This is a genomic window from Paenibacillus sp. FSL R7-0345, assembly GCF_038595055.1.
In the GTDB taxonomy this organism is placed as follows: domain Bacteria; phylum Bacillota; class Bacilli; order Paenibacillales; family Paenibacillaceae; genus Paenibacillus_AQ.
The window spans coordinates 2,383,321-2,397,265 of sequence record NZ_CP152002.1; the positions used below are offsets into that span (position 1 = coordinate 2,383,321).

The window sequence follows — 13,945 nt, forward strand, 5'->3', positions numbered from 1 at the left end:
CCTGCAAAGCTGGGAGCTCCTGATAATATGCCGGCGAAAGGTCTGAGGAATGATGAGCCTGGAAGCTTTGAATGAGCGAGTGAAAACCGATCTTTCCTATCTGGCCTACGGCGGAGCGGACTGGGTACGTCCCTTGGAGCATCCCGAAGGGCATGTGTATGATGTTGTCATTGTCGGCGGCGGGCAGAGCGGGCTTGGAGCAGCTTTTGGACTGCTGCGGGAGCGGATTTCCAATATTCTTGTTATCGATGAGAACAAGGAGGGGCGTGAAGGGCCGTGGGAGACCTATGCCCGGATGGTTACGCTGCGCACTCCCAAGCACCTGACATCCATTGATCTCGGCATACCGTCGCTGACCTTCCGCGCCTGGTGGGAGGCTGAGAACGGCCCCGGGAGCTGGGAAGCCGTTGATAAAATCCCGCGCGGTGACTGGATGAACTACCTGCGCTGGTACCGCCGGGTACTTAGCCTGCCGGTCATCAATGAAGTGACGCTGAAGCTGATCGAGCCCGGCGGGGACGGCGTGCACCGGCTGCACATTGACGGAGCAGGCGCTCCGTCAAGCCGGCTTCTCGCGCGTAAGGTGGTGCTGGCGACAGGCATCCAAGGCGGGGGCGAATGGCATGTGCCGCCGATGATTGCAGCAGGTCTGCCGGAGCACCTGTATGCACATACATCTCAAGCTATTGATTTTGCTGCCCTGGCCGGCCGGAGGATCGCCATTCTCGGTGGAGGTGCATCGGCCTTTGACAACGCCAACTATGCACTGTCGGAAGGAGCTGCAGAGGCTCATGTGTTCGTCCGCCGCGAACAGCTGCCGAATGTGAATCCGATCCGCCAGATGGAGCTGTCGGGGATGATCGAAAGGTTCCATACGCTGGCCGATGAGGACAAATACGGGGTCATCTCGCATTTCTTCAAATTCAATCAGCCCCCGACGAACGACACCTTTGCCCGCGCGGCGGGATGGCCGGGATTCCGGCTCCACCTCGGCTCCCCTTGGCTAAGGGTGGAAGCGGCAGGCGATCAGGCCGTGGTCACCACGCCTAAAGGTGAGCACACCTTTGACTTCCTGATCGTAAGCACAGGATTGCTCAGCGACCCCGCATTGCGCCCGGAGCTGCGGCTGGTCGAGCGCCATATTGCGCGCTGGAACGACCGCTATCAGGCTCCGCCGGATACGGCCAATCCGCTGCTTGACGCGCACCCTTATCTCAGCCCGGGCTTTGCGCTGCAAAGCCGTGATGAGGCAGGCGAGGGTCTGCTGCATGGATTGTTCGTTTTCAATTATTCCGCGCTGGCCAGTAACGGCTTGTCAGCCTCGGCAATCTCAGGGATGAGGAACGCGATTCCGAAGCTGGTAGGCGGTGTAGCGGATCAGCTGTTTACGGATGACCGGGAAGCGGTTCTGCACTCTTTTTACCATTATGGTGACGTTGAGTTTACCGGGGAGTGGCAGCCTGCCAAGGTCTGATCACTTCATTTATAAAGTGAAGCCTGTCCGAGTAATGATTCGGGCGGGTCTTTTTTTGCGGCTGCAGGTCGTCAGGGGTTTGACCTCGGCTCCCCGCTCATTGATAATAAAGAGGTTCATATTTCTTCTGCAGATTGGAGTAAGACCAATGACATACCGCAATTTGGAAGAATGCATTACTGACCTGGAAAAGCACGGGCATCTGATCCGGATCACCGAGGAAGTCGATCCCCATCTTGAGATGGCAGCCATTCATATGAAGGTGTATGAGGCAGGCGGACCCGCATTATTATTCGAAAAGGTAAAAGGCTCCAAATACCGAGCTGTGTCCAACCTGTTCGGGACGATCGAGCGGAGCAAGTTTATTTTCCGGGATACATGGGAATCTTCCCAGGAGGTTATAGCTTTGCGGGATGATCCCATGAAGGCGCTGAAGGCGCCGTTCAAATATGTCGGCACAGGGCTGGCTGCCCGAAAGGCGCTTCCGCTCAAGCTGCCCGGCGGACTGCCGTCAGGCTTCGAGGAGATTCAAATCTCCGATCTGCCGCAGATTAAGCACTGGCAGGGAGACGGCGGAGCTTTTGTAACGCTGCCGCAGGTCTATTCGGAGGACCCGGACAAGCCGGGGATCATGAATTCCAATCTCGGGATGTACCGGATCCAGCTCAGCGGCAATGATTATGAGATTAACAAAGAGGTCGGAGTCCATTACCAGATCCACCGCGGCATCGGCATCCACCAGAGCCATGCGGTCAAGCGGGGCGAGCCGCTCAAGGTCAGCTGCTTCATCGGCGGACCTCCGGCACATACACTCTCTGCTGTTATGCCGCTGCCGGAAGGCCTCAGCGAGATGACCTTTGCCGGCCTGATCGGCGGACGCCATTTCCGCTACAGCTATGTTGACGGCTTCTGCGTCAGCGCGGATGCGGATTTTGTGATTACGGGCGAGATCCATCCCGGGGATACGAAGCCGGAAGGACCGTTCGGCGACCACCTGGGCTATTACAGTCTGACCCATCCGTTTCCGGTGATGAAGGTGCATAAGGTGTATGCCAAAAAAGGCGCAATCTTTCCCTTCACCGTTGTCGGACGGCCTCCGCAGGAGGATACGGCCTTCGGCGAGCTGATTCATGAGCTGACTGGCAGTGCGATCAAGAACGAGGTGCCGGGGGTAAAGGAGGTGCATGCCGTCGATGCAGCCGGCGTTCATCCGCTGCTGTTCGCGATCGGCAGTGAGCGATATACGCCTTATCAGCAGCTGAAGCAGCCGGCCGAGCTGCTGACGATTGCGAACCGGGTGCTGGGTACGGGCCAGCTTAGCCTGGCCAAATATCTGTTCATTACCGCCGAGGAAGACCGGCCGGTGAGTACGCATGATATCCCGGACTTCCTGATGTACATTCTGGAGCGGATCAATCTGCACCGGGACATTCATTTTCAGACGAATACGACGATTGATACGCTGGACTACTCGGGAACGGGGATCAATACGGGGAGTAAGGTTGTTTTTGCAGCTGTAGGGGATAAGAAAAGAAACCTGTGCACAGAGGTGCCGGTGGCTCTGACATCTGTGGAAGGCTTCGGTGAAGCCAAGCTGGTGCTTCCGGGGATTGTGGCCCTGCAGGCCCCGGCCTTCACCACCTATGAGGATACGGAGCTGGAAATGCAACGTTTGAGTGCTGCTGTCGAAGCTAAGGGCCCGCTTGCGGAGTGCCCGATGATCATCCTATGCGATGACAGTGGCTTTATCAGCGAAGAGCTGAACAATTTCCTGTGGGCGACCTTTACGCGCAGTAACCCTTCGCATGATATCTACGGTGTGAACAGCAGAACCGTGCACAAGCACTGGTCTTGCGACAACGTGATCATCGATGCCCGCGTGAAGCCGCATCAGGCGCCGCCGCTCATTCCAGATCCGGATGTGCAGCGCAATATTGAACGGGTGTTTGCGCAGGGCGGAAGCCTCAGCGGCATCCGCAAGTAATTTAGGAATAGAGATGCTACGTCAGCCGGGTAACGGCTGGGCGGGCATCTCTTTTTTTTTTTCGAACAGTATGTTATTCTAACGGACCGAGTTGCTGTTATTTGCGGGTTTTACTGTGTTTTTAAATCCTAACGGATTCAGTTGCCGTTATTGCTGCTGAAATCGGACGGAATGCATGCTTTTCAACAAAATAAGATCTCTGGTGTCCGTTAGCCTGTGCGAATGCTCTAAATCTGCGGATTAGCGTCATCTGAGTCCTTTAGCCTTATCACATACCACATACCACATACCGCCTACCGCCTACCGCCTTCATATGTTCATTTGAAGAAACCCGTAAGCTCATTTATACTGGGTAGGAAAAATATGGATGGTAGTGTTGGTGCGTCCAATAACTATCGTTATGAGGTGAATACATTGGAAGTATTGGAGACAGAGCGGCTTATATTACGGCGATTTAAGCCTGAGGATGCCAGGGATTTGTATGAGTACCTTTCCAGGGAAGAGGTTGTGAAATTTGAGCCATACGGTGTACATAATGAAGCCCAGTGTGAGGCTGAGGCGCTGCGGCGTTCAGGTGATCCGGCGTTTTGGGCCGTCTGCCTGAAGGAATCGGGCAAGCTGATCGGCAACCTCTACTTTCAGCAGCAGCAGCAGCAGCCTGTCTCTTTCCGGACCTGGGAGCTTGGTTATGTGTTTAACAGCGGGTTTCACGGCTGCGGGTATGCGGCGGAAGCCTGCCGGCGGCTGCTGGATTACGGATTCACCGATTTGCAGATACGGCGAGTAACGGCTCGTTGTAATCCGGATAATGCACCGTCATGGCGGCTGCTTGAACGGCTGAAGCTGCGGAGAGAAGGCTTCTTCCGTGAGACCGGTTATTTTAAGCATGATGAGCACGGTGAACCCAAATGGCATGATACCTTTGCATACGGCATGCTTGGGAGTGAGTGGTTCAGTATGGCTGAGGAGCCGGTACAATAAGATGAAGGTAAACAGGCTGCTGGGCATAGTGGTATACCTGCTTAACAGGGACGTGGTCAGTGCACGTGCCCTGGCTGAGAAATTTGATGTTTCTCCGCGTACGATTCAGCGTGATATGGACTCGATTGGCGGGGCGGGCATCCCGGTAGGCTCCATACTGGGCAAAAACGGCGGCTATTATATACTGGACAGCTACAAAATGAACAGGCAGCTGCTCCAGTCAGAGGATTACATGTACATTCTGACCGCGTTAAAGGGGCTGGTCTCAGGCTATAACAGCAGGCGGGCAGAGGAAACAGTAGAAAAAATGATCTCCCTGTCCCCGGCGGGGCTTTCGTCTGAGCAGCCGTTCCGGCTGCAGCTGGATACGCTGCGTGAAGGCAGCGGAACCATACATTCAGTCGAAGTTATTGAAGAGGCGATCCGCAGCCGGACTGCGGTCCAGTTTCAGTACACAGATGCGCAGCAGTCTGTTTCCAGCCGTTATGTGGAGCCCTTGCTTTTGTCATACAGATGGCATGCCTGGTATCTGTTTGCCTATTGCTGCGGACGTGAGGATTACCGGCTGTTCCGTTTGTCGAGGATCAGGGAAATCCGGAATACCGGTCATACCTTTATTCATAGTCACGGAAACGCGGAGCAGCTGCTTGCTGCCCATCAGGATGTGCGGCCCTGCATCAGCATCAAGCTTGCCTGTCCTGCCGGAAGGAGGGTTCAGCTGGAAGAAGCTTTTCCGAATGCCAGAGTAGTTGAAGAACACGGTTCTGAGCTGATCCTGCAATTCAGTGTGCCTGAGACGGAAAGCGGCTGGTTCGGAATCCTGCTGCTGAACGCCGGTTCCTGTACCGTGCTGGAGCCTGAGACGCTGCGCCGGCGGCTGCAGAGCCATGCCCGGATGATTGTGCAGCAATATGAGGAATGACGACAGGCTGTTGTCCGGTTTACCTGCATATAATGGATTCATTCCCATTCAATAAGGAGGATTAACCATGAACCTTGGCATTACAGACCCTTATACCTGTTGTCCCGTATATGAAACCGGAAGCTTCAGCCTAAGGCTGGTCCAGATGGACGATGCTGCAGATTTGCTTAGATGCTATAGTGATCCCGATTCCCATCCTCTGTTCAACAGCGACAATTGCCATTCCGATTTCAGGATGACCACGCTTGAGGAAATGGGGCGTTGTATCGAAGCCTGGCTGGGAGAATATAAGACACGGGCCTATGTGCGGTTCAGTATTGTCGAACGGAAGTCAGAGCGGGCAATCGGTACCATCGAATTTTTCACAAGGAAGCTTGTGCAGGGGGATGAAAAGGGTGAGGCCGGTATTCTGAGACTGGATCTGGCCTCTGAGTATGAGCAGGCTGATGTTTTGTCTGAAATGATAGAGCTGGTAGAGCTGCAGTTTCCGCAGCATTTCACCTTCAGCGGCGTGTTAACCAAGGCGGTTCCGCAGGCGGTGCACCGGGTCGCAGTGCTTCAGAGACTGGGCTACCATAAGCTGGAGAGAAGCAGAGAGCTGCCTTTCGGGGATTATTACATAAAATATAAGCAAGAACTCTATCAATAAGTATGAATTATTGAGAGATGGAGACAATGGCATCTAAGAACTGTTTTTACAGGGGGATGCCATTATGAATGATGAAGAGGTTTATAGGCTGCATTTACAATTACTAAATGTGTATGAAAAAAGCATCCGGCCTTCCGGGGCAAGCCAGCGGCAGATTGATTATTATAAGCAGCAGCTGTTCATGTATGCAGAGGATAATGTCCAGCGGATTTTTGTGTTAAACCAGCTATTGAAGTTACATGAAGATTCCCGGGAATTTCTGGTCAAGGATTGTGCAGACCGGTACTTTTCGCGAGACCAGGATGAGGGTGCTGAAGCCAGCATGTAGCGACCACATTAATTTCACGGCCATCCCTAATAGTAGCCCGGCTAAACTCCCAGGTGGAGTCTTGGCCGGGCTAATTTTTGTGCAGAAGAATGTCGAAAAAAGTAGTAGGAATAAGATAGCATATGGAGGTAGAATGAAACAACACTATTAAGAGTCGGCAGAGTACCTGTTGTAAGGAGTTATTATAGAAATAGAGATTAAGGTGGTTAGCGGTGGATGGAGAAAGGCAGGACAAGCAGGTTATGGTTATGGACAGCTCTGGCGTGTTACATATTGGCCTGTATCTGGGTAGAGGTGCAGTACAGCAAGATACTGTGGATGATCATTATAGTAGGCGGACCGCTGCTGGTTTTCTGTGCTCACTGGAAAAGAGGGGGAGGCGGGAGGCCTGAAATAAGCCGATCACGGCACTGGATTCAGGCTGCTTTTCTGCTGTGGTCAGCAGCGAACCTCTTTATGGCTCTATTTCCCGGAGGCATGGAAATCGCATTTGGGGAAGCCCCGTATAGCGTGCTGCTGGCAGTGATGGTTCACATTCCGGCGAGAATGGCGATTCTGGTCGGCATTATGCAGATTTACATGTTGCTCAGGAAGCGGATCAGCAGGCTTCAGGTGCTGTGGGATCAGATTACAACCGCAGAGTGTATTGTGGGCAGTGTCTGGTTTATCTTTTTTCAGGATGAAACCTTTCGCTGGATGCCGGGCAGCCTGCAGGCGTTCGCCGTATTCTTTTATCTGCTCGTACCGCTGCTGGTGCTGTCCGGACTTATCCTGATCTGGATCTATATGGACAGCAGCCAGCGTACAAGCGGCTTTATGATCCTGATTTCGGGGATTGCCCTGATCGGGACACTTGATCTGATCCAGGCGCTGCACGGCGGAATGATCGCAAGTCCTTACATAGACAGCTTGTACAGGCTCTCCATCGCAAGCATTACGGCCAGCGGTATTATGATTGGGAAGCGTCAGACCAGCAAGGCCGAGACGGCAGCATTGCCGGAGAATAGTCCGCGAATGCTGAAGGGCGGGAGCCTCTTTTTAATCTACCCTGTGATGATTGTGCTGCTGAAGGGCTTCTCTGTTTATGTAGTTCTGTATTTTACGATCATCATTATGGCTTATTTCATCGTCCGCCTGTATGCCAAACAAACGATTGCCGCCAAAAAAATGCTCGAAACCGAAAGGGAGTACAACGAGAAGCTGCGGCTCTATCTGGATGTTATTGAGCAGGCGCCCTTGTCCATTCTGATTACTGATAAAGACAGGCGTATTGAATATATCAATCCTTATTTTACTGAGGTAACCGGATATTCCAAAGAGGAGATCCTCGGCAAAACACCATCTGTCCTGAAGACAGACAAGACCAGGCGTGAGATTTACAGCGAATTAAATGAAACACTGGGTGCGGGAGGGAAGTGGCACGGGGAATTTGTTAACCGTAAAAAAAACGGCGACGAATACACGGAAGCGGTGCTGATCTCCTCCATCAAAAATGAAAGCGGCGAGGTTACCCATTACGTCGGCATTAAAGAGGATATTTCCGAATACAAAAGGATGAAAAAAGAGCTGTCGGACCAGCTGTACTTCACCTCGCAGTTAATTGATACGCTGCCGCATCCGCTTTTTTATATTGATGACCGGCAATGCTTTCTTGGCTGTAATGACGCTTATGAGCAGGCTTTTCAGGTGTCGCGCAGTAGGCTTGCCGGTATTCCGATGAGTATGCTGCCGCATCTGCCGGAGGACGGGTACCGCAACCTCAGTGAGATGATGACAAAGGTGGCGGCAACAGGCAGATCCTCTGTCCGGCAGATTCTCAGAACCTTTGCTTCAGGAGAGGATCATCATATTCTGTATTCCCTGTCTGCATTCCGCTTGTCTGATCATTCGGTCGGCGGTTATCTGGGGATTATGACAGACATCAGTGACCTGAAGCATAAGGAAAAAGAGATCCTGGATAACCGGAATTTCCTTGACGCCATTATCAGCCATATACCGGTAATGATTACGGTGAAGGATGCCCAGCATCTGAAAATCTTTAAGGCCAATCAGGCGAGTGCGGATTTCCTGGGTATAACGCCTGATGAGCTGGTTGGTCTTGATCTGCAGACGGTGTTCCCGGAGGAGATTGCCCGCAGGCTGATGGAGGCCGATAAAAGAGTAATTGCCACAGGCCAGACCTTCAGCGAGATCGAGATCATTCCCGACGACGGCGAGCACTGCAACCTCAGATATGTGCTGACCACCAAGCTGCCGATTATGGACGCGGAGGGACAGCCCCTGTATCTGCTTAGCGTATCCGAGGATATCACCGAAGCCAAACGGAAGGAAGCGGAGCTGAAGTACGCGCTTAATCTGGCGGAGGAAGCGACGGCGGCCAAATCACAATTTTTGGCGAACATGAGTCATGAGATCCGCACGCCGATGAATGCCATAATCGGAATGGCCTATCTGGCGCTGAAAACCGCACTTAATCCTGTGCAGCAGGATTATATTTCCAAAATACATAATGCCGGTACTTCGCTGCTGGGCATTATTAATGAAATTCTAGAATTCTCAAAGGTGGAATCCGGCAAACTGGAGCTGGAAAACATGAAATTTACACTCATGGAGGTCATCTCTGGAGCGCTGGATCTGTCCAGCCAGAGTGCCGGGGAAAAAGGACTGCAGCTGCGGTGTGAAATTCTGCCCGATGTGCCTGCCCGGCTGAGCGGTGACCCGCTCCGGCTGGGGCAGATTATTACCAACCTGCTCAGCAATGCAATTAAATTCACCGAGGAGGGTGAGATTTCAATTGCTGTTGAACTGAATAGCGTGATTGACAGCAGAGTTAAGCTGCAGATCAGTGTGCGTGATACCGGTATCGGCATGAGCAAGGAGGCCGAAAGCAAGGTGTTTCAGGCCTTCACTCAGGCAGACAGCTCTACTACGCGGAAGTTTGGCGGAACGGGGCTGGGGCTGGCTATCAGCCGCAAGCTGGTAGGGATTATGGGCGGCAGCCTGTGGGTTGACAGTGAGGAGGGCAAGGGCAGTACCTTTGCTTTTACCGCCTGGTTCGACCTTGTGCAGCATGAGGAATTGCCGGCCGTGATGCTCCCGGAAACGGTTTCCCCCGTCCATGAAAAGGATTATAAGCTCACAGGAATCCGGGTGCTTGTTGCGGAGGACAATGAGATCAACCGGCAGATTGCCGCCGAGCTGCTGATCAGCCAGGGCCTGCTGCCGGATCTGGCCGTCAACGGAGCCGAAGCGGTGCGGATGGTGGAGGCGATGCCTGCAGACCGGCCTTACGGCATTGTGCTGATGGATCTGCAAATGCCGGAGATGGACGGCTTTGAAGCGGCTGCGAGAATCCGTGAGCTGGCACCGGGGCTGCCGGTGATCGCCATGACAGCCCGGACAATGCAGGAGGAGCGGGAGCGCAGCTTTGCGTCAGGCATGAACGGGCATGTCGCCAAGCCGGTTGATCCGGATATGCTGCTCACCACGATCGGCAGATGGGCTGCTGACGGGACGGCCAGGCGTGATGCAGAGAGTGAGGTTATTGCGGCTGGCCCGGGTGCCGGTGCGGGCGCAGATATAGTTACAGGTGTAGATACAGATACAGATAAAGATAAAGATAAAGATACAGAGGTAGATACAGAGACAGATGCTCTGTCAATCCTGCGGCTTAGCGGAATTGATACTGCCGGCGGCCTGAACCGGGTGGGGCAGAACCGGACATTATATATCAGCCTGCTGCTGAAATATGCGGACAGTCAGCGTGAAGCTGTTCAAAATCTGCGCCAGGCGCTCTGGAAAGAAGAGGCTGCGGCAGTGGAAATGCTTGCCCATAACCTTAAGGGGCTCTCGGGCAATATCGGGGTTACTCAGGTACAAAGCCTTGCCGGTACGTTGGGTAAAATGATCACAAGGGCTGCGGAGCCGGAAGTACTGGAGGTGCTGCTGCACAGACTCGAATCGGCGGTGCAGGACAGCTCTGAAGAAATACGCAGGCAGCTGGGCAGCCAAACGCGTTCTGCAGTGCCGGCAGTGGAGAGCGCACAGCTGGCAGACCCGCCTGTGCAGCTGCTTCAGCGTCTGCTGGGGCTGCTGCTGGACAATGACAGCGAAGCCGTTGATTATTATACCGCTATAAGAGGTTCGGTCACCGGTCTGATGCAGCCCGATACGGTTAACCGGCTGGAGCGAAGCATCGGCCGGTTTGAATACGAGGAAGCTGTTGAGATTACCCGGCAGACAATCCTTGAAAGTCATTATGAACAGAGGTTGATGTAAACAATGCTGGACACAAGACCTGTTATTTTAGCCGTTGACGACACGCCGGACAATATCGCACTGCTCAGTGGCCTGTTGAAAGAGAGTTACAAGGTAAAGGTGGCAACGAACGGCGAAAAGGCGCTGCAGATTGCCGGGGCTGCTCCCCCTGATCTGATTCTGCTGGATATTATGATGCCGGGCATGGACGGATATGAAACCTGCCGCAGGCTGAAGCTGGACGAGGTGCTGAGAGATATACCGGTGATTTTTTTGACGGCGAAGGAAGAAGTGGAGGATGAGAACAAAGGCTTCGATTCCGGTGCGGTTGATTATATTACCAAGCCGATCAGCGCACCGGTTCTTCTTTCACGTGTGAAGACACATCTGACCCTGAAACGCTCTAATGATTTTCTTGCCGATAAAAATCAGTATCTCGAAGCGGAAATCTCCCGGCGCATGCAGGAAATATCGCTGATTCAGGAGGTCTCGGTTATGGCGATGGCAGCGCTGGCGGAAATGCGTGATCCGGAGACAGGCAATCATATTCAAAGAACCAAGCTGTATATCAAGGAGCTGGCCACCCAGCTGAGCCGGACGGAAAAATATGCGGACATCCTTAGTCCCGAGCATATCAGCCTGATTGTTACCTCGGCACCGCTGCATGACATCGGCAAGGTGGGTATCCCTGACCATATTCTCCTGAAGCCGGGCAAGCTGACGGACGAAGAGTTTGAAGTGATGAAGACGCACACGACCCAGGGCAGGGATGCTGTGCTGCGTGCCGAGCGGCTGATGGACAGCACCGAAACGTTTCTGCGGTTTGCCAAGGAAATCGTCTATTCCCATCATGAAAAATGGAACGGTACCGGTTACCCGCAAGGACTGGCCGGAGAGCAGATTCCGTTGTCGGCGAGGCTCATGGCCGTTGCCGATGTATACGATGCGCTGACCAGCAAGCGTGTGTATAAGGAGGCGATGTGCCATGAACAGGCAGTCGAAATTATTGTCGGGGATGCCGGCCGGCATTTCGACCCCGATATTGTGGAGATTTTTGTGAAATGCTGCCAAAAGTTTCAGGAGATTTCTGAACAGTACTAGGGTTAGCGGACTGGACTTGTGCTACTATCAGGTGCCGATAGCAGGTGAAAAGCTGGTGCTATCAGCAGGGGAGTTAAGATTCCCGCTTGTAGAGCGGAGTGTCATACTAGTAATGAAGAATTGTGCACGCTGGCAGGTCGTTTGCTGATAGAACCAAAAGCTGATAGAACCAAAAGCAGATAGAACTAAAAGCAGATAGAACTAAAAGCAGATAGATTCTAAAGCTTATAGAGTAAATACTACCTAGAGTGCTAAATGAGTCCGTCCAACCTTCTATTGCAGGAGGCTGGGCGGGCTTTGTTGTTTACTTACAGCAAAGCGGTAGATGGGGGCAGTTGACTGGTGATGGCGGAGATAGTAGGAGTACTAGTTATTAGCAATCAAGGACATACGTGCCTCTGATTTCATCAGAAGCAGGCCGGATGGCGAAATGAGAGGCAAAAATGCCTTTGATTTCGGCGGAAGCAGGCCAGTTGGCGAAATGAAAGGCAAAAATGCCTCTGATTTCGGCGAAACCGGGCCGGATGGCGAAATGAAAGGCAAAAATGCCTTTGATTTCAGCAGAAGAAGGCCTGGTGGCAGAATGAAAGGCAAAAATGCCTCTGATTTCGGCGGAAGCAGGCCAGTTGGCGAAATGAAAGGCAAAAATGCCTCTGATTTCAGCAGAAGCAGGCCAGTTGGTGAAATGAAAGGCAAAAATGCCTCTGATTTCGGCGAAAACAGGCCAGATGGCGAAATGAAAGGCAAAAATGCCTCAGCTACCTCAAATTCCATCACCAATTGTCATACCGCCATCTCGCCAACCAGCCAGCCAACCCACGATCCCGACAATCCGTCGTCTTTCCATCTCATCAGCTAATTGGTCATACCGCCATCTCGTCCTTCCAACGTCCTGCAATCCCGCCGCTATGCTGTAAAAATCCCTGCGCTATCCTTCCCGCGCCGGGCCTCGATGACCTCCTCATAGTCCCTGATGAGCCGGTCAAAAATCTCATCCCACGAGCGGCTGAGCGCCAGCCGCCGGCCCTCCCGGCCCATCGCCAGCCGCAGCACCGGCTGCTGTGTCAGCCGGCAGATGGCTTCGGCCATCGCGGCGGGCTGCTGCGGCTGAAGCAGCAGCCCGCTCCGGCCGGGCAGAACCAGCTCGCCCGGGCCGCCTGCATCTGCGGCGATTACCGGCAGGCCGGAGGCCATGGCCTCCAGCACGACATTGCCGAAGGTTTCCGTACTGGACGGAAACACGAACAGGTCGCCGGAGGCATACAGCTCTGCCAGCTCCCCGCCTTGCCGGCTGCCGGCGAAGCTGACATTGCGGGGGGCGTCAGCCCGCAGCTCCGGCAGAAGCGGCCCATCGCCCACCACCAGCAGATGGACGGCATCGGCAACGGAATCCGGCAACAGGCGCATGGCCGCCATGAGGGTGGGGAGATCTTTTTCCGGAGCGACCCGTCCTACATAGAGCAGCAGCAGCGGAGCCTTGATCCCGAAATGATCCCTCACCTCTGACGAACGCTTAGCCGGATCATACAGTCCGCAGTCGACGCCTCTGGACCATTGCCGTAAGCCGGAAAAACCGTGTGCCCGCAGAACCCCGGCAGTCTCCTGGGAGGGTGCCAGCACGGCATCGCAGGTACGGTGGAACCATTTCATGTATTTCCAGTACAGCGGAATCAGCCCGCGCATCCGGTAATAGCCGAGATAACGGTCGAAATGGGTGTGGTAGGAGGCGATATGCGGGAGGTTATGCTTTTGGGCATAGCGCAGTCCGCTTAGGCCGAGGTTGAAGGGGGTAGCCATATGCAGGAGATCGGGGCGGAAGGAGCGCAGCTCATTCTGAATGGAGGATAGACCAGGCAGGGCCAGCCGGCACTCCGGATACAGGAAGAAGGGGATGCTGGAAATTTTGCGTACAGGATCGTCGCAGTTCTCCTCTGAGACCGATGTCGGGGTAAACAGCAAATGTTCGATACCGCGCCGGTGCAGATGGCCGGTCAGCCGGTGAAGCGTACGGGCAACGCCGTTAGTCTGCGGAAGATAAGTGTCTGAAAACAGGGCAAGACGCATCAATATCCCCTCCAGAGCTCTGATTGCCCTGATCATAACAGGTGAATATTTGATGGGAGTCAGCGGAATGTTAATGCTTTTTTTCAATTAGAGGGGCTTGTCCGGGTACTTTACGTTCCGTTGATACAAAACGGCATGCCAGTAAACACTCGTCTACTATAGTTATTTAAAAATTAACATAATAG

The 13,945-nt window shown here is 53.5% G+C and carries 10 protein-coding genes; 9 read left to right on the top strand and 1 reads right to left on the bottom strand.

Annotated elements, in window-relative coordinates:
* Nucleotides 1-52: 52 nt before the first annotated feature.
* The 9 genes from NST84_RS09950 (at nucleotide 53) to NST84_RS09990 (ending at nucleotide 12,555) form a co-directional block, all read left to right on the top strand.
* Nucleotides 53-1,474 (top strand): NAD(P)/FAD-dependent oxidoreductase, encoded by a 1,422-nt coding sequence (locus tag NST84_RS09950; protein WP_342566389.1) that lies wholly within the window; start codon nucleotides 53-55, stop codon nucleotides 1,472-1,474.
* Between the two features lie 148 nt (nucleotides 1,475-1,622).
* Nucleotides 1,623-3,458 (top strand): UbiD family decarboxylase, encoded by a 1,836-nt coding sequence (locus tag NST84_RS09955; protein WP_342565424.1) that lies wholly within the window; start codon nucleotides 1,623-1,625, stop codon nucleotides 3,456-3,458.
* 363 nt (nucleotides 3,459-3,821) lie between these two features.
* Nucleotides 3,822-4,439 carry a GNAT family N-acetyltransferase gene (locus NST84_RS09960; protein ID WP_342565425.1) on the top strand — a complete coding sequence of 206 codons (618 nt, stop codon included), beginning with the start codon at nucleotides 3,822-3,824 and terminating at the stop codon, nucleotides 4,437-4,439.
* 1 nt (nucleotide 4,440) lies between these two features.
* On the top strand, nucleotides 4,441-5,361 hold the full coding sequence (locus NST84_RS09965) for a YafY family protein (protein WP_342565426.1): 921 nt from the start codon (nucleotides 4,441-4,443) through the stop codon (nucleotides 5,359-5,361).
* A gap of 67 nt (nucleotides 5,362-5,428) precedes the next feature.
* Complete coding sequence (locus tag NST84_RS09970; RefSeq protein WP_342565427.1) at nucleotides 5,429-6,010, top strand: GNAT family protein; 582 nt, start codon at nucleotides 5,429-5,431, stop codon at nucleotides 6,008-6,010.
* Between the two features lie 64 nt (nucleotides 6,011-6,074).
* Entirely contained in the window at nucleotides 6,075-6,338 is a 264-nt protein-coding gene (locus NST84_RS09975) for a hypothetical protein (RefSeq protein WP_342565428.1), read from the top strand.
* 477 nt (nucleotides 6,339-6,815) lie between these two features.
* On the top strand, nucleotides 6,816-10,616 hold the full coding sequence (locus NST84_RS09980) for a PAS domain S-box protein (protein ID WP_342565429.1): 3,801 nt from the start codon (nucleotides 6,816-6,818) through the stop codon (nucleotides 10,614-10,616).
* 3 nt (nucleotides 10,617-10,619) lie between these two features.
* Nucleotides 10,620-11,696 (top strand): two-component system response regulator, encoded by a 1,077-nt coding sequence (locus NST84_RS09985; protein WP_342565430.1) that lies wholly within the window; start codon nucleotides 10,620-10,622, stop codon nucleotides 11,694-11,696.
* 430 nt (nucleotides 11,697-12,126) lie between these two features.
* Nucleotides 12,127-12,555 carry a hypothetical protein gene (locus NST84_RS09990; RefSeq protein WP_342565431.1) on the top strand — a complete coding sequence of 143 codons (429 nt, stop codon included), beginning with the start codon at nucleotides 12,127-12,129 and terminating at the stop codon, nucleotides 12,553-12,555.
* Between the two features lie 47 nt (nucleotides 12,556-12,602).
* Here the strand turns inward: NST84_RS09990 and NST84_RS09995 are convergent, their stop codons facing one another.
* Entirely contained in the window at nucleotides 12,603-13,847 is a 1,245-nt protein-coding gene (locus NST84_RS09995; protein WP_342565432.1) for a glycosyltransferase family 1 protein, read from the bottom strand.
* Between the last annotated feature and the right edge of the window lie 98 nt (nucleotides 13,848-13,945).

Coding starts and splice junctions, on each gene's coding strand:
- NST84_RS09955 (WP_342565424.1), top strand. CDS start 1,623: ATGACATACCGCAATTTGGAAGAATGCATTACTGACCTGGAAAAGCAC.
- NST84_RS09985 (WP_342565430.1), top strand. CDS start 10,620: ATGCTGGACACAAGACCTGTTATTTTAGCCGTTGACGACACGCCGGAC.
- NST84_RS09980 (WP_342565429.1), top strand. CDS start 6,816: ATGGAAATCGCATTTGGGGAAGCCCCGTATAGCGTGCTGCTGGCAGTG.
- NST84_RS09950 (WP_342566389.1), top strand. CDS start 53: ATGAGCCTGGAAGCTTTGAATGAGCGAGTGAAAACCGATCTTTCCTAT.
- NST84_RS09975 (WP_342565428.1), top strand. CDS start 6,075: ATGAATGATGAAGAGGTTTATAGGCTGCATTTACAATTACTAAATGTG.
- NST84_RS09965 (WP_342565426.1), top strand. CDS start 4,441: ATGAAGGTAAACAGGCTGCTGGGCATAGTGGTATACCTGCTTAACAGG.
- NST84_RS09960 (WP_342565425.1), top strand. CDS start 3,822: ATGGATGGTAGTGTTGGTGCGTCCAATAACTATCGTTATGAGGTGAAT.
- NST84_RS09970 (WP_342565427.1), top strand. CDS start 5,429: ATGAACCTTGGCATTACAGACCCTTATACCTGTTGTCCCGTATATGAA.
- NST84_RS09990 (WP_342565431.1), top strand. CDS start 12,127: ATGAGAGGCAAAAATGCCTTTGATTTCGGCGGAAGCAGGCCAGTTGGC.